Source organism: Chlorogloeopsis sp. ULAP01 (assembly GCF_030381805.1).
In the GTDB taxonomy this organism is placed as follows: domain Bacteria; phylum Cyanobacteriota; class Cyanobacteriia; order Cyanobacteriales; family Nostocaceae; genus Chlorogloeopsis.
Genome location: NZ_JAUDRH010000004.1, coordinates 136063 through 157734, shown reverse-complemented (window position 1 = coordinate 157734; position 21672 = coordinate 136063). Strand labels below are relative to the sequence as shown.

The 21672-nt window shown below is 40.1% G+C and carries 14 protein-coding genes; 6 read left to right on the top strand and 8 right to left on the bottom strand.

The features are described from left to right. The first annotated feature begins 420 nt into the window (after window positions 1-420). Complete coding sequence (locus QUB80_RS09280) at window positions 421-5142, top strand: glutamate synthase-related protein (protein ID WP_289789218.1); 4722 nt, start codon at window positions 421-423, stop codon at window positions 5140-5142. A 365-nt stretch (window positions 5143-5507) separates the two neighbouring features. On the opposite strand, the gene QUB80_RS09275 is transcribed toward QUB80_RS09280, so the two are convergent. From QUB80_RS09275 to QUB80_RS09260, 4 genes are all read right to left on the bottom strand, one after another. Then, entirely contained in the window at window positions 5508-6419 is a 912-nt protein-coding gene (locus QUB80_RS09275; protein WP_289789477.1) for a polysaccharide deacetylase family protein, read from the bottom strand. A gap of 1061 nt (window positions 6420-7480) precedes the next feature. Beyond that, window positions 7481-8767 (bottom strand): mannosyltransferase family protein, encoded by a 1287-nt coding sequence (locus QUB80_RS09270; RefSeq protein WP_289789217.1) that lies wholly within the window; start codon window positions 8765-8767, stop codon window positions 7481-7483. Window positions 8768-9067: 300 nt separating this feature from the next. Further along, on the bottom strand, window positions 9068-10513 hold the full coding sequence (locus QUB80_RS09265; RefSeq protein ID WP_289789216.1) for a glycosyltransferase family 39 protein: 1446 nt from the start codon (window positions 10511-10513) through the stop codon (window positions 9068-9070). A gap of 110 nt (window positions 10514-10623) precedes the next feature. Then, window positions 10624-12027, bottom strand: coding sequence for a DUF2079 domain-containing protein (locus QUB80_RS09260; RefSeq protein WP_289789215.1), 1404 nt, complete (start codon window positions 12025-12027; stop codon window positions 10624-10626). A 20-nt stretch (window positions 12028-12047) separates the two neighbouring features. Between QUB80_RS09260 and QUB80_RS09255 the strand changes: the two genes are divergently transcribed. After that, entirely contained in the window at window positions 12048-12317 is a 270-nt protein-coding gene (locus tag QUB80_RS09255) for a hypothetical protein (RefSeq protein WP_289789214.1), read from the top strand. Then, complete coding sequence (locus tag QUB80_RS09250) at window positions 12314-12487, top strand: hypothetical protein (protein WP_289789213.1); 174 nt, start codon at window positions 12314-12316, stop codon at window positions 12485-12487. The genes QUB80_RS09255 and QUB80_RS09250 overlap by 4 nt, the downstream gene beginning before the upstream one ends. Before the next feature lie 76 nt (window positions 12488-12563). Here the strand turns inward: QUB80_RS09250 and QUB80_RS09245 are convergent, their stop codons facing one another. Together QUB80_RS09245 and QUB80_RS09240 are read right to left on the bottom strand one after the other, a co-directional pair. Further along, window positions 12564-13952 carry a DUF2079 domain-containing protein gene (locus QUB80_RS09245; RefSeq protein ID WP_289789476.1) on the bottom strand — a complete coding sequence of 463 codons (1389 nt, stop codon included), beginning with the start codon at window positions 13950-13952 and terminating at the stop codon, window positions 12564-12566. A 164-nt stretch (window positions 13953-14116) separates the two neighbouring features. Further along, the gene (locus tag QUB80_RS09240; RefSeq protein WP_289789212.1) at window positions 14117-15391 is read right to left on the bottom strand and encodes a mannosyltransferase family protein; all 1275 of its coding nucleotides are present in this window, start codon (window positions 15389-15391) and stop codon (window positions 14117-14119) included. A 147-nt stretch (window positions 15392-15538) separates the two neighbouring features. Between QUB80_RS09240 and dxr the strand changes: the two genes are divergently transcribed. Next, window positions 15539-16735 (top strand): 1-deoxy-D-xylulose-5-phosphate reductoisomerase, encoded by a 1197-nt coding sequence (dxr, locus tag QUB80_RS09235; RefSeq protein WP_289789211.1) that lies wholly within the window; start codon window positions 15539-15541, stop codon window positions 16733-16735. Between the two features lie 121 nt (window positions 16736-16856). On the opposite strand, the gene QUB80_RS09230 is transcribed toward dxr, so the two are convergent. Beyond that, entirely contained in the window at window positions 16857-17834 is a 978-nt protein-coding gene (locus tag QUB80_RS09230; protein ID WP_289789210.1) for an META domain-containing protein, read from the bottom strand. 494 nt (window positions 17835-18328) lie between these two features. On the opposite strand from QUB80_RS09230, the gene QUB80_RS09225 reads away from it, so the two are divergent. Continuing rightward, entirely contained in the window at window positions 18329-18511 is a 183-nt protein-coding gene (locus QUB80_RS09225; protein ID WP_289789209.1) for a hypothetical protein, read from the top strand. 170 nt (window positions 18512-18681) lie between these two features. Here the strand turns inward: QUB80_RS09225 and QUB80_RS09220 are convergent, their stop codons facing one another. Beyond that, window positions 18682-19176 carry an acyl-CoA thioesterase gene (locus QUB80_RS09220; protein ID WP_289789208.1) on the bottom strand — a complete coding sequence of 165 codons (495 nt, stop codon included), beginning with the start codon at window positions 19174-19176 and terminating at the stop codon, window positions 18682-18684. Window positions 19177-19291: 115 nt separating this feature from the next. On the opposite strand from QUB80_RS09220, the gene QUB80_RS09215 reads away from it, so the two are divergent. Next, a complete protein-coding gene (locus QUB80_RS09215; RefSeq protein ID WP_289789207.1) occupies window positions 19292-21391 on the top strand; it encodes a CHAT domain-containing protein in 2100 nt (699 codons plus the stop codon). The last annotated feature ends 281 nt before the right edge of the window (window positions 21392-21672 follow it).

Genomic DNA, 21672 nt, shown 5'->3' with positions numbered 1-21672 from the left:
GAGTAACGAGAGAAATTTTTAGGAATTGTCAAATGGGCATATAGTGTAATACGCTGATTTTTGCGTGGGTTCGGAATAATTTTAGTTTCCTAAAACATACAGAAGTCCCAAATAGGATTTTTGTTTCAGGTAAAGCAAAAATCATCATACCTGGAATTTAATGTAGCTTTTGAAAAAGAAAATTGAGAAAGTACATAGCTTCAAGATATAAATAAAACACTCTTGGAACAAACGCGAACAAAAGTCAGAATAAATACATAAAAATAAATCGGCAATTTTAACACGGTATTAGCTAAAAAACCGAAGTTAAAATTTTTTTTCCCTAAAATTTCCGTTATTCCGTGTTTTCAATTTGTCCATTTAGAAATTTCCTCGCTACTTAGCGACAAAATTCTTTACTCAAGATGACAGGGATAGTGTATGAATAAAAAACCGATGCATCAAGACCAGAAAATAAGACTTGCAGATAATTCCTCAAATGATACTTATCCAGGGCAAAGATGGCTCGTAGAAGAAAGAGATGCCTGTGGTGTAGGTTTTATTGCCCATCGTCAAAATTATGCCAGTCATGAAATTGTCACCAAAGCTCTCTCAGCTTTGACATGTTTGGAACACCGGGGTGGTTGTAGTGCTGATCGCGACTCTGGTGATGGTGCAGGAATTTTAACCGCAATTCCGTGGGAGTTGTTTCAACAAGATTTTGTGGCACGAGGAATACAACTTTCTGGGAATAGCAACGTAGCTGTAGGAATGATTTTTTTACCGCAAAATCCACAAGCAGCGCAAACAGCGAAGGTAACGATTGAACAGATAGCAGCTGAAGAAAATTTGACTTTATTAGGTTGGCGAGTAGTACCTGTACAGCCAGATTTACTGGGGGTACAAGCTAGAGAAAATCAGCCTCAAATCGAACAAGTTTTTGTTGCCTCACAAAATAAAAGCGGTGATGAACTCGAACGGCAACTGTATATTACCCGCCGTAGAATCTTTAAAGCAATCCGCGCTTTAAATCAAGATTGGTCAGAAGAACTATATGTTTGTTCTCTGTCTAGCCGCACAATTGTTTACAAAGGCATGGTGCGCTCGGCAGTCTTGGGAGAATTTTATCGCGATTTACAAAATCCAGCTTATAAAAGTGCTTTTGCTGTATATCATCGTCGCTTTAGTACTAACACCATGCCCAAATGGCCTTTGGCACAGCCAATGCGATTGTTGGGACATAACGGCGAAATCAATACGTTATTGGGTAATATTAACTGGATGACGGCGCGAGAAGCAAGTTTAGAACATCCGGTTTGGGGTGATCGCATCCAAGAATTCAAGCCCTTTGTCCATATTGATAATAGTGACTCCGCTACTTTAGATAACGTATTTGAGTTACTGGTACGCTCCGGGCGCAGTCCCTTGGAAGCCTTAATGATTATGGTGCCAGAGGCTTACCAAAACCAGCCCCAATTGCATAATTACCCAGAAATTATCGATTTCTACGAATACTATAGCGGGTTGCAAGAAGCGTGGGATGGCCCAGCACTTTTGGTATTCGGCGATGGGCTGAAGGTTGGAGCAACCCTAGATCGCAATGGTTTAAGACCGGCTCGCTACTGCATTACCAAGGATGATTACATCATTGTTGCTTCAGAAGCGGGTGTGGTGCAATTGCCGGAAGCCAATATTATTGAAAAAGGCAGACTAGGGCCAGGGCAAATGATTGCCGTGGATTTGGAAACTCATGAGGTGCTGAAAAATTGGGAGATTAAGCAGCGCATTGCGAAAAAGCATCCTTATGGGGAGTGGTTGCGACAGTACCGCCAAGAAATTAAGTCCTCAGTAATTAGTCATTCGTCATTAGCAAATGGCAAAGGACAGATGACTAATGGGAATGGACTAATAACCAATGACAACGGTAATGGACTCCAGACAACCAATAGCAGTGACAGACAAACTCTGCTACGCCAGCAAGTAGCCTTTGGCTACACCACAGAAGATGTGGAAATGGTGATTCAGCCAATGGCGATGGAAGGTAAAGAGGCGACTTTTTGCATGGGTGATGATATTCCCTTAGCAATCCTGTCAGAAAAACCGCACCTACTTTACGACTATTTCAAACAGCGCTTTGCTCAAGTCACAAACCCGGCAATTGACCCCTTGCGGGAAAAATTGGTGATGTCTTTGAAAGTTGAACTGGGTGAAAAGGGCAACTTATTAAATGTCAAGCCAGATTATGCTCGGAGGCTAAAACTGGATTCGCCAGTACTGACGGAAGCGGAACTAGAAGCTATTAAGACATCTGGCTTTGCAACGGCTGAGTTGCCAACACTATTTGAAATAGCATCTGGGCCGGAAGGTTTGCAAGCCGCAGTCGAGAGATTGCAAGCACAGGCTGCCGAATCAGTACGGGCGGGTGCAAAAATTTTAATTCTTAGCGATCGCACTGGTGCAGGCATCAGTACAGAAAACAGCTACATTCCTCCCCTGTTGGCGGTGGGCGCTGTACACCATTACCTAATTCATCAAGGGCTGCGGACGAAAGCATCTCTATTAATAGATACGGCTCAATGCTGGAGTACCCATCACTTTGCTTGCTTGATTGGCTACGGAGCTGCTGCGGTTTGTCCGTATATGGCTCTAGAGACGGTGCGTGATTGGTGGACAGATCCCAAGACGCAACAGTTTATGGAACGGGGTAAAATTACTGCCCTCACCCTAGAGCAAGCGATCGACAACTATCGTCAGGCAGTAGAGGGTGGATTGCTAAAAATTCTCTCCAAGATGGGAATTTCATTGCTTTCTAGTTATCAAGCCGCGCAAATTTTTGAAGCGATCGGCATTGGTAAAGATTTGTTAGAACTGGGATTTTCTGGCACAACTTCCCGCGTTGGCGGTTTGAGTGTGAGCGAGTTGGCACAAGAAGTATTGTGTATCCACAGTAAAGCTTTCCCAGAACTAAACCTCAAAAAGCTAGAAAACCTGGGCTTTGTGCAGTACCGCCCTGGTGGTGAATACCACATGAACAGTCCCGAACTGGCAAAAGCACTGCATAAGGCAGTTGATGGCAAGAAATACGACCACTATGCAGTTTACAAGAAGTACTTACAAGATAGACCGATAACTGCCTTGCGAGATTTGTTGGATTTCCAAAGCGATCGCCCAAGCATACCTATTGAAGAAGTCGAATCGGTAAGCGAGATTGTCAAGCGCTTCTGCACTGGTGGTATGTCTTTGGGTGCCTTGTCGCGGGAAGCTCACGAAACCCTAGCTATTGCCATGAACCGCATTGGTGGTAAATCCAACTCTGGCGAAGGTGGAGAAGATCCGGTACGTTTTACGATCTTGAATGATGTAGATGAAGCTGGACACTCGCCTACTCTATCTCACCTAAATGGATTGCGAAACGGCGATACTGCTTCTAGTGCCATCAAGCAAGTAGCATCGGGACGCTTTGGTGTAACACCAGAGTATCTGATGAGTGCCAAGCAAATTGAAATTAAAATTGCTCAAGGTGCAAAACCAGGCGAAGGCGGACAATTACCAGGTAAAAAGGTTAGTCCCTACATTGCCATGTTGCGGCGCTCAAAACCCGGTGTCACCTTGATTTCGCCACCACCTCACCACGACATCTATTCGATTGAAGATCTAGCACAGCTAATTTTTGACTTGCATCAAATTAACCCGAAAGCACAGGTGTCGGTGAAGTTAGTTGCTGAAATTGGTATCGGTACGATCGCGGCGGGTGTAGCAAAAGCAAATGCCGATATCATCCAAATTTCTGGACATGATGGCGGTACGGGTGCTTCACCTTTAAGTTCAATTAAACATGCAGGTTCACCGTGGGAACTCGGTTTAACTGAAGTGCATCGCGTCTTGATGGAAAACAGCCTGCGCGATCGCGTCGTTTTGCGCGTCGATGGTGGCATCAAGAGTGGTTGGGATGTGCTGATGGGCGCATTAATGGGGGCAGAAGAATTCGGCTTTGGCTCGATTGCCATGATTGCGGAAGGTTGTATCATGGCGCGGATCTGCCACACCAATAATTGCCCAGTCGGTGTTGCTTCTCAAAGAGAAGACTTGCGCAAGCGGTTCACGGGGATGCCGGAACACGTTGTCAATTTCTTCTATTTTGTTGCCGAAGAAGTGCGTAGTCTGTTGGCACATTTGGGTTACCGTTCACTATCAGAAGTAGTTGGACGTGCGGATTTATTGACAACACGAGCAGAGGCAAAGCTTGCCAAAACTCAATCATTGAATCTCGGCTGCATACTTCAGCTGCCAGATACCAGAGAAAACCGCAGTTGGTTAGCGCATGAAGAAGTTCACAGCAACGGCTTTGTTTTAGACGAGCAGTTGCTTGCAGATCCCGACATCAAAGCTGCGATCACCAACCAGTCAGCCGTAACTAAGACGGTAGAGGTTGTAAACACTGACAGAACAATTGGCACACGTATAGCAGGAGCGATCGCTTCCCAATATGGTGACAATGGCTTTGAAGGGCAAATTAACCTCAACTTCAAAGGTAGTGTCGGACAAAGCTTCGGAGCTTTCAACCTGCCTAGCATGATTCTTACCTTAGAAGGAGAAGCAAACGATTACGTAGGTAAGGGTATGAATGGTGGTGAAATCATTATTAAGCCACCTGTGGATGCCACCTACGATCCAGCACAAAATGTAATTATTGGCAATACCTGCCTGTATGGTGCAACTGGTGGTGTGTTATTTGCCAACGGTTTAGCCGGAGAACGCTTTGCCGTGCGTAACTCTAAAGGTACAGCAGTAATTGAAGGAGCAGGCGATCATTGCTGTGAGTACATGACTGGTGGTGTAGTTGTCGTTCTCGGCAAAGTTGGACGCAATGTAGGCGCTGGTATGACTGGTGGAATTGGTTACTTTTTAGATGAAGATGGTAATTTCTCTGATTTAGTTAACCGGGAAATTGTCACGATTCAGCGAGTCGTTACAGGTGCCGGCGAAAAGCAACTAAAAGATTTAATTGCAGCCCATGCACAGCGAACTGGCTCGGCGAAAGCGAAGATGATTCTGGAAAATTGGCAAGAGTTCTTACCCAAGTTCTGGCAAATGGTTCCACCTTCTGAAGCCGATAGTCCTGAAGCTAATTCTCACCAAGAAAAGCAATTAAGTCCTGTTTAGTTGTGAGGGAAAATGCAAAATCCAGAAGTGTTTTATTCTGGATTTTGCATTGTATCTTCTCAGTTAGATTTTTGTAATAAGTCTCTTGCAAAAACTAATACCAATTTGAAAAAAGAATGCGACAAAGAGACATTGTAGAGATATGCCATGGCACTTCTATAGATCAGAATGTGTTGCAAACGTTTTTTTGAATCGGTATAAACTCTAGGTTAATGACAACCATAGATGGACACAGATTTTATCTATGTTTATCTGTGTCCATCTGTAGTTGATTTATTAGACAATAAAATGAGTGCAAAAGTTTTAATAACTCAAAAACATAAAATTAGACACTAGTGAATTAGTAACTGCTAAATAATTTCTTACTACTTGTTAGTATTTGCAATCATCTTTTCGTCTTGTTCCTGCAATTCAAACAGCTCTGGAATAGTAACAAACCTATAGCCTTGCTGCTTAAATTTACTAATAATTTGTGGCAAGGCTGCTACAGTATGGGAACGATTACCACCACCATCATGCATTAGCACAATACCACCAGGAGATCCCTGTTTTAGCACTCTATTAGTCAAAACAGACGCAGAAGGGCTTCTGTAGTCTACCGAGTCAGCTGACCACATTACTACTGTATACTTTTTACCTCTAGCATAAGCAGCCAAGCCATTATGCAGTATTCCACCAGGCGGCCGAAACAGATTTGTTCTTGCTCCTGTTAATTCATAAATTAAGTCCGATGTCCGATCAATTTCAAAAGCAGCAGCTTGTTGGTTAAAGAAGTGATACCAGTGATGCCAAGTGTGGTTACCAATTACATGCCCTTCTGCCACAATTTGTTTGCCTAATTCGGGATAAGTCTTTAGCATTTGCCCAACAACAAAAAACGTGGACTTAATATTATTTTCTCTGAGTATATTTAGTATTTTTGCAGTGTACTCAGGCCACGGGCCATCATCAAAGGTAAGAGCGATTACTTTTTGATTTGGAGCAAGTTTTACTCGGTTAACTATCACTCCTTGGAAGCGTGCTGGTATATTATAGGATAAGCCTTTTACTCTTGCTTGTTGTTGCCAACTTGTCAGCATTGCCAACTTGAATTGATTGAGCCGCGCTTGAGTTCCTCCTTTGATTTCTACATCCTTAAAATCTATTGCATTGGTTGTTTCAACATTAAAACTTTTTAGACTCATAGGCACAATTAAGCCAAGGCTCAAGCTGCCACTTAAGGCTATAAGTGCAAGTAATATTCCCTGCGGCCAGATAAACGACTTATTGTTTTCCACACCATAGCTCCTTGGCATATTGAAGCATTAGTCACTTTGTTGACAATAATTACCAGCACAGTTTTTGAAAAGATTTATTCAGATATTATTTAGACATAAATACAAATTACTTCTGTTAATCTCGTAAATTACAATACAGATTCACAGAAACCTGACTATCAAAAAGATAAAAGTGACAGCGTTAGTAGCAGTCCAAATTATCTTGCTTGGAAAGAGAACTATTAGTAAAAGTTAGTTAGATTATAGATGCACAAATTAAATATTTATGGTGATGATTGCGATGCTTTCCAATTATGAAATATAAGTCTCCTAATCTAACAAATTATATTCTACTGCGTAACCAGATCGCTACCTGGAAAAAAATGTTAAGTTTCTAGCTGACTTTTACAACTAAGTTTGCCTAAAGCAGCTAGACGCTAATCTGTGAAAATAGTTTCTTCAGAAATACTCAAACGTTAACTACGTCACACACTCTTGAGCAAATTACTCAAAGTAACTCCATTTATCACTTTGTTTTACAAGATTAGTTGTTGATTGTAAAAGTTTTAATAGGTTTTGTTTGTAGTGAGTACTTTAATGCTTAAATATTTGAGGACTAAAGTCATTCACTATGCGCATTTACCCCTCTCGATTTATACTATAAAGCACTGTTAATGAGGTAGCACTTTATGTACTAAGTTTTATGCCGATTTGTTTGAGTATATACAGACTAGTTGAAATTACCACTAGTCCCAAAGAAAACTTTTAAGCTCAAGTCAACTATTGTCTTGTACATAATTTATATTCAATTTTAAGACAAACAGCCTAAGTGTTTGTACTTAAGTTTTGATATTGCTTCATGCTCAACAAATAAGCTCAATATATAACAAGTAATAATTGGGTTGTCATTTTATTCAAGCACTTGAGCACTACTTTAAAAGTAACACTATATACATAGTTTAAAATTCTTATTGAAGTAATTTTAATATTTGATTCACATATTTAAATTACTCTATCTACAAAATATGTTTAGCCCCTAACTTTTAGCCTCATCGCCCCTATTCTTATGACAAGTATTTCCTCTACCCTACCCAGAGATTTTGAGCAAAGCTAATGGCTAGCCTCGCAAGTAATATGGAAAATAAGCCCAGCATGAGAAAGCCTAGACGGGGATAATGTCCCAATCCTGTACCCAGAGCTAAACTTAGAGGTACAATACCGTAAGCTAAACGACTCAGAGAGATAGTACCACCAGAGGCTAGCAGCAAAGCTATACCGCAAAAGCCGTAACAAGTAGTGACAGAGGTTAAATCTTTACGTGATTGCCACAAAAAATAGCCACCTCCCAAAACCATTGTCACATTAAGTAAGTTATTGATAAATTGTCTGTCAGCCAATATTAATGAAAATGCGATCGCAGCATACAAGCAGTACACTATTTTAGTTTGAGACAATTGTTTATATTTGCGCCACAAAATATAGCTACTAGCAACAATGCTACTAAAAACCAAAAGATGTAATAGGTTTTTGATCTGAATATTGTGCCAATTTGATGTACCTGCTGCTAGCTCCAGCAACATATCCAACCAACCACGCCAATCAAATCCAAATGAAGGACGCCATCCTCGCTGGGCATTAATAAATGCGATTGGATCGGCAAAATTAATTGCACAATAGAGACTGAACAAAAGCAAACCGATCGCACTAGCACAAGCAGCAAGATATGCAATTGGCGATCGCCTTTCTCTCCAAGCTGCGATTAAAAAAGCCGGGATCAGTGCCATACCCGTCGGGCGTGTCGCCGTTGCTAAGGCACCCCAAAAAGTAGTCCAAACATATTGCTTACGGTCAAAGGCATACAAAGCTGCCGTACTCGATAATAAGTACAATCCTTCGGTGTAAATTACAGTGCCGAATAAGGACAAAGGACACCAAGCTAGTACAGCTATGACCCACCTTGCCTCGTTTGTACCAAGTTGCTTTAGAACCCAAAAGTACAGCCAGTAAAGCGCTGCCAAAAATGCCAAGTTATTTACCAGTACTCCTGCAACAGTAAATGGCAAGCCTAAGTTCATCAAAGCCCGAATTATTAAAGGAAATAGGGGAAAAAAGGCAATATTATATTGCTGCCCATTATTAATGAATTCATAACCGGAAGTCACAATACTGCGGTAACGTATACTATCCCAAGCATCAAATACCCCCCATCCAAAACTAGGTACAATCCCTTGTGGAGGTTGGGGTAGATGTGGTGCAACCAGCAGCATGGTAGCCCAGATAAATATTCTGCTAATCAACCAGATTGCTACTGGAAATAAGAAATCATCTTTCCATAAAACTTTTTTGATAAATATCTGCGCTTGAGCCATAAGCTTAAGTATTTTTCACACCTTTTAATGCATTCTGGTACCTATGGCTACGACACTATTATTTATTTGTAATGGTTTATGCATCTTCCCCCTTGTCCAAACAAGTAACTAACTGAAATAAACAGGTCTGTTCAGTAGTTAATATCTCGATTTTTATTAAAATTATCCTAATTATTTTCCACTACCGAAATAGTATTTATATAAACAATTTAATTAGGAATAAAAATAGCTGAACTAATTACTATCATTCATATTTATATGTAAATATATTAATTAACTTGTATCTCTTAAATAAGAGACTTACTTCCAAATATAATGTTCCTCACTACCGATTGAATTTGTATAAGTTTTTGAGTAATTGGCGTTGATATAAGCTAGAAATTTATTATCACTTTTCAGTTGATAAGTCCACCTACTTAGAACAATTTGCTCAGGACGATACTTTTGTAAAACAGAAAGTATTTCTTGAGATGTTAGTTCTCCAGAGTTAAGCCTTTTATATGACATCACAGCAATTTCGGGGGGAACACGTAATCTAGCATAAAAAGCATATATGGGGCGATCGGTAAAAATCCAATTCGTAGAATCTTTATATTTCAACACCAGTTGCATCAACTCCATATTTCTGGGGACGCTTCCTTTTGGATTAGGAGGAGTTAATATGACTAAGCCAATCAGGATCACAACTAATAAAGAAGGAATAATAAGCTGTTTAGTATTAATTAACTTTTTTTTGAAAAATGAATCATATAAGAATGCTACTCCATAGGCAGCTAGCCAACAGATAGGAATAGCAATTAAAGGATAATAGTGATACCAAAGTGGTTGATGATTTAGTAAAATCAGTACAGCTGTTATTAGCCAAGCGAAAGGAAATATCCCATTTCTATATCTTTTTAAAAAAATTGCTCCAATCCCAATACAAGCTAGAAATATATAATCGTAATCTTGACTAAGCATAGAACTAAGATATTCTCGATTATTAAAATTCTCTAGTGTTAAATTTTGAGGTTGATTGAGATGAGTAGTAATTAGTTGATCATGATTCCAAAATTGCTGAAAAAATACGCCAATTAAAATATAAATTAATCCCAAAGGTATTAACCACAAAGCAGTATTGATTAGTATTTTTTTTGATATTTTCCTACTGGCAATAGTTTTAATATTAAAATCAATTATATAAAAAAATATTAAAGGTACAAGAAAAATAGTAAATAACTTAGTTTGCAAAGATAATGCAAAAGTGATTCCAGAAAGAATAATATAAAATCTGCGATGATTTTGTTTGTAAAGATGTAATAAATAAATAGATAGCATTGCCAATGATAGTGAAGGAAGACCAATCATTACAGAAATACTGAGGCGAATATATAGCCATGACGTAAATAATAGAATTGTGGCTGTCAATGCTGGTATTTTTCCTAATTCACTACTGATGAGATTGTAAAAACAATATATTAATAGTGCTGAAAATAAAAGTATTAATAAACGAGCAGCAAAGATTGAGTAACCAAACAAGTTTAACCAATGTGATAATAAAACAGTAAAAAGAGGTGGTTGATCATTCCAAATTTGCGTATATAGAGAAAAGCCCTGTGAGTAAAGAAAGGTTTTAATTAAATTAAAACCCTCATCATAATCAAATTCAAATGTTTGCGAAATCGGTTGAAATCTAATGGTGAGTACAAAGCCAACAAAGAGAAGTATAATAATAAGTTGATTTATAAAGTTTTTTAATCTGGTCATATTCATACTTATGCAGATTGTGGATAGTGAATTTTCAGTTTTTTAGTTGACCAGAAGTAAAAGAATTGATGGCAGAAGATATATAACTGTAAGACAAAACAATATTCATCTTAGTTGAGAGAAGGATTTTTGATAAATAAGTAGACTTGATCGCGTTGGTAGCGCAGTTGAAATAATTGATTATTTTGAAGTTGGTTAACAAAATTAGCAGCAAACGCCGGGTTACGAGTGCCATCTGGGTGACGTACATTGAGCAATATATAGTCGTATTGATTGATGTCTTCAGGTAAGCCACTAATGTCATCCACAAAATGGATTGTCTGACGGTGACTTAAATGAGGCGCAATGCTATGGGTAGTTAAAACAGCACCTGAGGATTGAACTTGGGCGATCGCTTGCCGTGTTGCTTGCCAGTTATCAACACTTCTTAAATATCGCGACCAAAAATAGCCATACTTTGCTAAAACAATAAAACCTACAAGCGCCCATAAAAGAATTGCCCTTCTGGTACGTAACCATGCTTTGTCATTGGCTAGACTGGCAATTACAGCGATAATCAAAAAAGGCAGTATTGGCAGAGAATACTGGTGAATTAAATCGCGTTGTTCTGGCTTGTCAGAAAGAATATTTAAAACCAATGCCGGCATTGCACCCACTAAAGGAGTTAGATGTTGTGGTGTCAATCCCCAAATTAGTGGTGTAACTAAAAGCGCCAGATATTCTAGTGTTTTGAGTGAAAATACCCTCCCCAAAATTAGCTCTGGTTTAATAACTAAATTAATAGCAATCTCTAAAACAGAATCCCCCAAATAGCTGTAACGTGCTACTGCTGCTGCCTCATTATTACTAAAAAAGGGAATAATAACTTGGCTTGCTATCAAAAACCAGCTGATTCCAGCAATAATGGCAAATATTCCATAAAAACGCTTTTTTTCAAACACTAACAGCCACAAACCCATTGCCGCCACTGTTAGTGATAACACAGCTTTACAACCCAAAATAAAGATAATGCCTAAACAAAACAAAGTAGCTTGGTTTTGCCGTGCTGCCAAAACTACCCCCAAAAAAACGGGAACTGCCATTACTTCTGGGTGAAACTCAAACAAATTGACATTAAAAACTAGCGGATACAGCAGGTAAACACCTGCCATTGCTATTGCCTGGCTTTCCTTTAATCCTGCTTGAAGGGCAAGATAATAGGTAGGTAAAGCACCCAACGCCAGAGAAATAGCTTGCACAGCTAATAACCAGTAAGCACTTGGGTAAATTTTATAGAGTAGAGCTAAGGGATAGACTGCCCAGGCTGCGTGGTTGCCCAGATGATGAAAGCCTAAAAAAGAAGAGATATGTGGCTTTCCTTGACTGATTAAATAGACTACCTGATCGTAGATCCCCAGATCGAGAGCTCCCGACTGAAATAATATATGGCGCGTGCTGCTGCACACAAAAAACAATAAAGCACTAATGGCAATCATCCAACCGACAGTGCCAAGCTTAAAAAATTGTTTTATCACCCTTAGCTGTAACAATCATTATGAGTACCTCCATATCTTCGCATCTTCTGTTTTCAGGAAAAATGGGGACTGGGGAATATTACTATGTCAAGTTTGAATTGAGAGATAAAGGAACGAACCGCATAGACGCGCAAGCGGCTACTTACCCTACGGGAAGCCGGGCAAAGCCCGTCTACAGAAGCCACTACTCTACGAGAAGCCGGACTACGTCCGTCTACGTGTCTACCCGCAGGGTAGAAAGAGAAAAAGAAGAAAATCAAAAATTGGTTTATCCATCAAAATCACCTTGACAGACTACTATATGGAGCAATACGGTTTAGTTAAGCATTTTTTCTTCTCTTTGCGTCCTACCCTTACGGGAAGCCTTTCAGGTTCGGGGGTTCGCAATCGTGACGGGAAACGCCAAGACTGCGACCCCCCTCACCGCTCCGCGTCTAATGTGTCCTTTGTGGTTCGTTAAAAAATTAACTTTAACAAAGAGTTTTAGCCTTAACTGAACTGTATTGCTATATGGAGGGGTTCCTCGCTGCTTCTTGTTAAATTAACTTCTCGCTCTTTTCACCAGAAGAGTTTTTGACAAATAAATAAACGTCATCATGCTGGTAGTTAAGTTGAAATACTTGTGTGTGTTTGAGTTGATTAACCAAATTGGTTGCAAAATCTCGATTACTCAACCAGCCTGGATGGCGAACATTTAAGAGAATGTATTCAAATTTTGTTAAATCTGCTGGTGGTGAATTGGCATCTGTAAATTCGATCAGTGGACGATGAGTTAAGTGAGGTGCGATTTCAGCAGTTGTATAAACACCTCCTTTGGTTTGAACTAGAGCGATCGCTTCCCGTGTTGCTTGCCAAGTATCCAAAGAATCTAGATAAATTGTCCAGAAGTAGCCGTATTTGCCCAGAGCTAAAAAAGCTACTAAAGAATAAAGGAGGATTATGCGTGGTTTTTGTATCCAAGCACACCGATTGGCAAAGGTTTGAATCACAGCAACAAAGAGAAAAGGTAGGATTGGTAGAGAATATTGATGGACTAAATTTCTCTGTTGAGTGGCATTAGCGAGAATATTTAAAGCCAATGTGGGAGTAGCGCCTACCAACGGCAAAAGATATCTAGGTGAGATTCCCCACAAGACTGGCGCAATCAGCAAAGCTAAATATTCTAGAGTCGCGAAGGAAAAGATTTTTCCCAGTACCAAATTGGGTTGGAGGAGTAGGTTTTGAGCGATGTCAATGAAAGAGTTGCCGAAATGGCTGTAGCGTGAGAGGTGACGTGCTACTGAAGCGGCTTCGCCACCAAAAAATGGGATGATTGCTTTAGTTGCGATCAAAAACCAAACGATGCCACTCAAAAGAGCGATCGCACCACATAATCGCCTTTTCTCAAATACCAGCAGCCAAAATCCCATCGCTGACACTGTCAGAGATAATACCGCTTTACATCCCAACACCAACATAATACTGAAACAAAACCAGCTAATCTTTTTCAGACGAGCAGCTAAAATTGCTCCTAACAGTGCAGGTAGAGCTATGACTTCTGGGTGAAAATCATACAGATTAATGTTAAATACCAATGGATATAACAGGTAAGCTGCTGCCATAGTTGTTGCTTGACGCGTGTTTAATCCAGCTTGACGGGCAAGATAATTGATAAACAGCGCACCTAATGTTAGAGCAATAGCCTGTACAATTAATAACCAATAAACTGTAGGGTAAATTTTATAAAGCAAAGCCAGTGGATAAAGAACGATTGCAGCATGATCTCCAAGAATGTGAAATCCTAAAAATGAAGAGATTGGAGACTGTCCTTGGCTAATTAAGTAAATCGCCTGATCGAAAATTCCTAGATCCCAGGCAGATGATTGAAACAGTTCGTGCCGTAAACTGCTGCACCCTAATAGAAATAAGGTACTCACGCCAATCATCCAACCAATACTGCCAAGCTTAATTAGTTGTTTTTTCACCCTCAGTTACAAGCAACAATCTTCTTTTGACTTCAGTTATCATCAAAATTTCTCCGCATCTTTGCGTCTCCTTTTCTCCGCGTCAACCTAAATGATAAGTCTTTAAACGGACATGATAAACTTGCCTATCCTACCCAGAGTTCTTGGGCAAATCTGACAGAGAAACTAGCAAGTAAAATTGCGAAGAAGCACAGAGTTAAATATCCCCAACGAGGCTGGCGAGATAACAATACACCCAAGGCGATGCTTAATGATACAATTCCGTAGGCAATGCGATTTAATGACCAAGTTCCGCCAGAAGCAAGAATTAACCCCAAGCCGCAAAAACCATAAATCACCATTATCAAACTTAATTGTTTGCGTAAGTACCATAACAAGTAAGCTCCCCCTAAAACCGAAACAGTATTAATCAAAGGATCGCCCACGAGTATCCATAAAAATAAGAATAAAATTGCAAAGCCATAATCTACCTTCGCAGCACCCAATCTTTGACGGTAGCACCATAGCAAATACCCTAAGCCAACAATGATGGCAAACAATAAAGGATACAGAGGATTTTTAATGTAGCCGTAATTCCAATTGGTTGTGCCAACTGTAATTTGCATAAACATTTTCAACCAACCCAGCCAATCGAATCCCAAAGTGTCTCGCCATCCCCGTTGTGCATGAATAAATGCTAAGGGATCGTCAAATTCTAGGGCGCAGTATACGCTAAATAGTAGTAGCCCGGTTGAAGTAGCTAAAGCAGCCGAATAGGCAATAGGCGATCGCTTCTCTTTCCAGGCAGTAATTAGAAACGTTGGAATCAGTACTATTCCTGTTGGGCGTGTTGCTGTTGCCATAGCTCCACAAAGAGCAGCCCAGCTGTACTGATGTTCTTCAAATGTGCGCAAAGCCATTGTACTCAAAAGCAAATACAACCCCTCGGTATAAATAACTGCCGTAAATAATGATGGTGGACACCAAGCTAAAACTGCTGTTACCCAACGTGCAGCTTGTACGCTGTAAGATTCTTTTATCCAAAAATATACGCAGTAAAGTGCTGCCAAAAAGGCTATATTATTTACCAATATTCCTGCCACCTCAAACGGAAAGCCAAGGCTCATAACACCCCTAACAATTAAGGGGAACAAAGGAAAAAAAGCAATATTATGTCCTTTGCCGTCAGCGATGTATTCATACCCAGAAGTAGCAATACTGCGGTAGTGTATGCTATCCCAAGCATCAAACACTTCCCAGCCAAATGCCGCAGCCTTGCCTCCTGGTGGTGCAGCGAGTACAGTAGCAATCAATAACATGGCACTCCAAATTACCATTCTGCTGGCAAGCCACATTACGCCTGGAAATACTGAATCTTCTTTCAACAAATCTTTTTTGAAAACTAACTGTTTTAGAACCATAGACTGGTGGTTTGGGAAAGATTGGTTGTTGTTAGATTGATAATTGCGTAGATAATCACTTATAAGAATGTAATTGAATTGCTGTTATTTGCGAGTCCTAAGCAATTTATAGTGGAGTTGTCTGTCAATCCTTAAATAATTGTGAATGTGAAAGCGATTACTCTTCTTGGTTCTACAGGATCAATCGGTACTCAAACTTTAGATATAGTTGCTCAGTACCCAGATCAGTTCCGGATAGTGGGATTAGCAACTGGAAACAATGTGGAATTGTTGGCTTCGCAAATTCGGCAATTTCGACCGACTATAGCAGCAATTTGCTTAGAAGAGAAATTGCCACTGCTGCGCGAATTAATTTCCGATGTCGATCCCCAACCTATATTACTCGCTGGCGAAGCAGGAGTCATAGAAGTTGCTCGGTATGGTGATGCTCAAACTGTAGTTACGGGTATTGTTGGTTGCGCAGGTTTGTTGCCTACGATCGCTGCTATCGAAGCTGGTAAAGATATTGCCTTAGCGAATAAAGAAACTTTAATTGCTGGAGGCCCTGTTGTTCTACCCTTAATTGAGAAGCATGGAATAAAATTACTACCAGCTGACTCCGAACATTCTGCGATTTTCCAGTGTTTGCAAGGCGTACCAAAAGGTGGATTGCGAAAAATTTTACTCACTGCCTCAGGAGGTGCTTTCCGGGATTGGGCAACAGAAAAACTAGCAGAGGTAACTGTAGCCGACGCTCTCAAACATCCAAATTGGTCGATGGGACGGAAAATAACTGTAGACTCTGCTACTTTGATGAATAAGGGACTGGAAGTAATAGAAGCTCATTTTCTGTTTGGGCTGGATTACGACAATATTGAGATTGTTATTCATCCTCAGAGCATCATTCACTCCCTAATTGAACTACAAGATACTTCGGTATTAGCTCAATTGGGCTGGCCTGATATGCGTTTACCATTACTGTATGCTTTATCTTGGCCAGATCGCATCTACACTGATTGGGAACGACTAGACTTAGTCAAAGTTGCCAATCTGACATTCCGAGAACCGGATCACCAAAAGTATCCTTGTATGCAGTTAGCTTATGCTGCTGGCAGAGCTGGCGGTTCTATGCCTGCTGTCTTAAATGCCGCAAATGAACAAGCGGTGGCTCTGTTTTTAGATGAAAAAATTGGTTATTTAGATATTGCCCGGTGTATCGAATGGGTGTGCGATCGCTTTTCATCCGATAACCGTTCAAATCCTTCTTTAGATGATATTTTGACTGCGGATCGATGGGCTAGACAAGAAGTTTTGCTAGCCTCTGAAAATATAGGTTCTGGCTCGCGTATCATTTCTTTACGATAAAAAGCTTAACTAAATCAGCGTTCAGTTTCCTACTGAACGCTGCCTTTTTCCCAATTTGCATCGTGTTATCTGCATCCAAATTGCGATCGCCACTACTTATCCAATCAAACATTTCCATGCTTCACTGACTCGTAAAAACAAGCACCTGACGTTCACCTGCATAAAGGCGTAATATTTTTTCCTGAACATCAAAGCGTGTTGTTTCTTGTAGCGATCGCAAAAAATTTGTTTCAAGGCGATTTGCCTCCGTCGTCAGACATGCCCGCTTTGTGCTGGCTAAAGGTGAAAACTTCAGCGACGTACCATTAATTTCAAATCCACCGAAAAAGCGATTACATCCGGTGTCGCCGACAACTCTACTTTGTTTATTGTCAAATTCGATGTAGAGCTTGTTATCACTCAATCGCTGTTCTCCAATCTCGGTTAAAATCCATCGCTTACCAAAAAGCGAAGCAGCATTGTTATTATTGCCAGCTTCCACTGTCTGTTTCGTTTGACACGTTGCTAAGGTATTCACATTGACAGGCGTAAGATCTGGAACTTCATCATTTCTGACACTATACTGTACGGTACTTGTTTTCGACGGACAGCAGAGCGGATCAGACTTACTATAACGTGCGAACTCCCCAGCAATACGCGTTGCACTGTTCAGGCGGATGTTGGTTAGTGAAGAGTCTGTACGTGAGTCCATTGGCACAGGCGAAAGTGTTCCGGCATACCTGCCTTCAGAATACACAAAAGCCTGATAACCCAAAGGTCGGCACATTCCATCCACACCCGACATTGCTGTAAAAACCGTTGTCGTTCCAAAACTCTGTGCCGAACCATATAAAGTCCAGCCCTTTTTTACGACAGCTTTTTCGGCTGCACTCGTTGGTTGACGCACTTGCTCTCGACACCGACTTACTGACGCCGATTCACCTGCGGTTTTGGATGGAGTTGGCAGTTGTGGAAAATCGGTTCCCTGTCGGTTCCAGTTCACGAGCGGACGGTCAAGCCATGAATTATTCGTACGCGACTGTTGCGCTGATGCAGATAAAACAACTGATAATGGTGCAAAAACAGAGAACAGCGTTAAAACCAAACTCCTATAAATCACACCACACCTCACACTAAATTTTATACGGTAATAATGCGCTAATTTTAATAGTCACTGATGTAAATTTTCAGTGTTTTCTGGGTTAAGTCAGGGTTTTAAACAAAAAATTATTACTAACTAACTATAATTTTTGCATATAGAAAAACAATTTGTTATAAGAATTATTTAAAATAACTCTTAAAAAAACTACTCAAAATATATGGAATTGTGCTATCTTCCATTTATTAATAGCTAAAAATTACACAAAATATCTGAGCAATATTCTAAGTAATAATGGGTAGGTAAACATCACAACAAAAGTGTTGATGTAGTCAGTTTTTGTTTTTTTGCGTTAACCACAAATCAATAAGTACGAGTCAAAATATTGATTAGTGTCGGCGAGCTTGAATATCTTAAATTAAAAGTCTTAATAGTAAGAATTCTTAACAAAATAAATTCGCCTTTTTCCCAGAAGCAGTTCTGAAACAAGGGCGACTCTTTAGGAACTGATAACTATGCTAGTTGCACTAATTATAGCTTGGATAGTCTTCACTATTTTAATTAAAGTCATCAAAACAACTGTAAAAAATGCATTGATAATTGCTGCTGTTATTGTCTTGTTACAGGTTGGTTATGGCATTGGTCCTCAAGATATTTGGAATCAAATAGTAAAGCTAACTCAAACCTTACAGCGATGATCAAGATCCCCGACTTCTCTAAGAAGTCGGGGATCGGTGTTTTTTAATTTTTCAGTCTACTATCTAGCTACAGGGTATTTTTCTCAATCAAAATTCAGAATCCAGTTTTCAGAAGCAGAAATGTATAATACATGGGTTGTCCGATTCCTAAGTTGGTTTTTAACTTTTACTTATTTGAACGATGTCGAAATCTTTGCTAATGCATCCTTAACACTTGCAGGTAACTGACGCATAATTTTGCCTCTTTCACGATCTAATGCCACTAACGCCACCGTACCAGTAACATACAATTCCTGGCGATTGGGCGACTCAATCACATAATCCCAATTGATGCGGACACCTGTCACTTCTGCCATACGCGTTCTTACCACCGCCACCATACCCAATTGAATTGAGCGGTGATAGCGTAGCGAGAGTTCCACAACTGGTAGATCGCAACCCAAAGCCACTAGATCAGCATATTCAATACCTATCGAACGCAAGCATTCTACTCGCGCTTCCTCCATCCAAGCTATGTAAGTACCGTGCCAAACTACGCCTAAATAGTCGGTATGGTGAGGTTGTACTCTGACTGGGTATTCAAACCAGTACTCAGGTGTGCGACTGGATGGATTAGCAATAGCACTTGTGGGTAATTGGTTATTGTTTTGTTTTTCTTCAGACATCTTAAATCTTCGTAGCAACTATTAAAGATGTTCCACAACTGAAATAGCATAAAAAATAGTCGCCTTTGGCAACTAATTTTCTCTAGTCATCAGCAAACCATATAGGGGGTTTTATATGTACCCTCGAAAATTTTATTGCCATATTGTTACTGCCACCATACTGATTTTTTTAGGATTGGAGGTGATAGTTTCAACGTCTACTTCTGTCGCTAAAAATACAAGTATTCAAAACAAAAATGCGGTAAATGCTAAAGCTTCAACACCTGTTCAAAATGTTGTGCGACTGCATCAAGAGGCGATCGCCCTATCTCGGCAAAGTAAATTTCAACAGGCACAACAGAAATTACAAACTGCTTTGTCTATCAGCAGAGAAATTGGCGATCTAGCTTTAGAAGCTGCAACATTTAACAATATTGGCAGAGTCTATCAACAACAAGGTCAGAATTCGCAAGCATTCAAATCCTATCTGCAAGCGTTAGTTCTAAACAAAGAACTTAGTCTCAACGAAAAAACTCCTGGGCAGACTCACATTGCTCTTGGCAAAACTTATAGTAATTTAGGATACTTACTCTCAACCCAGAACCAGCCAGAATTAGCAATTTTCTTTTACAAGCACTGCGTCAACAACCGTGAAAAAGTTCGCCTCAATCCAGCAGCTTTTTCTGGACGAAAATTAGATGCTTATACTTTAACCGTTGCTCAGACGTACCGCGCTTTGGGTGAAGGGTTGCTCAAAAGCGATCGCATCGAGGAAGGGCAACGGATCATGGATTTAATCAAAGTCGAAGAACTAGAGGAATATCTTAATAATGTCCAAGGCAATCAACGTACTGCCAAAGGCATTGAGTTAGCAGCAGCAGAAAAGCCTATTAAACAAAACTTAGATAAAACTCTAGATAGCGCTATCGTAATGGGCAAAGAACTGACAAAGCTACGGGAAATTCCTCTAGAGCAGCGATCGCCCGAACAAAAACAGCAAATTCAAAAATTGGTAGAAAATCAGCAGCAAATCTTAGAGGAATTTAACAACTTCATCAATAGTCCAGATGTGAAAGCCCAAGTAGAACAAATTAACCGCACGGCAAGACGGCAAAATTTGGACTTAGAGAGCCTCAACCAAGTTCGGGATAATTTATCGCAATTGCCGGAAAAATCTGTACTTGTTTATCCTCTGGTTTTAAAAGACAGCTTAGAACTAGTACTAGTAACTCCTGACTCACCACCAATCCGCCGTAGCGTTGCTGTTGGGCAAGACAAGCTTAATCAAACTATACTAGCCTTTCGTAAAGGTTTAGAAAATCCCAGCTTAGATGTCAAAAAACCTGCACGTCAGTTATATGACTGGCTAATCAAACCTATTGAAAACGACTTCAAAAACGCAAATGTCAAAACAATTGTTTATGCACCAGATGGACAGTTGCGCTATATTCCTTTAGCCGCCTTACATGATGGCAAGCAATGGCTGATCCAGCGCTTTAGTATCAATCACATTACCGCAGCTAGTTTAACTAACTTTAACAGCCCACCGCCATCAGCAATACGCGTTTTAGCAGCAGCATTCACCAAAGGCAGTTATCAAGTGAAAGTGGCTAACCGACAACTTACCTTTTCCGGATTACCTTTTGCTGCCAGAGAAGTAGAAAATTTAGCAGCGACGGTACCCAATACCAAGAAAATTTTAGATGATGCCTTTAGCCTTGATATGACAGTACCTCAGATGGATGATTACACAATTGTTCATCTAGCAACTCATGCAGCCTTTATTGCTGGTAAGCCAGAAGACTCCTTTATTTTATTTGGGAATGGCGATCGCGCCACCTTCAGAGATGTCGCAACTTGGTCTTTACCCCGCGTAGATTTGGTAGTATTAAGTGCTTGCGAAACTGGCTTAGGAGGTAAGTTGGGTAACGGAGAAGAAATTTTGGGCTTTGGCTACCAGATTCAAAAAACTGGTGCGAAGTCGGCAATTGCTTCCTTGTGGACTGTAGATGATGGTGGTACCCAAGCTTTGATGAGTGCATTTTATACACTCTTACCTTCAAGAAAATTAACAAAAGTCGAAGCTTTACGACAAGCACAAATTGCTTTGATCACTGGAAAGCTATCTGCTAATACTCAACAAAGTAGAAATAACAACTTAGCAGCAGCAATAGAGGCTAATCTTAGCCATCCCTACTACTGGGCGCCCTTTATTTTAATTGGAAATGGATTGTGACCTTTTTTAGTCAAGTTTTAGTCAAGCAATAGCAATTATGCCAAAGCTTAACAAAACAAAATAGAAATACTTTGAAATCAATTTTAGTAGTTGACGAAAAGCCAATTTCTGCTATTCCAACAACACAAAGGATACTAGCTATTGATTGGAGAGTAGAGATTAACTACACACTCAAGCAGTCAACAGATTTATACTATTGAGTCGGCCAGAGACCGTAAAGAGAATTCCAATTTCCGCTCTACCATCTCAAGTATGACTTTTTCGCACTATCCTAAAAGTTC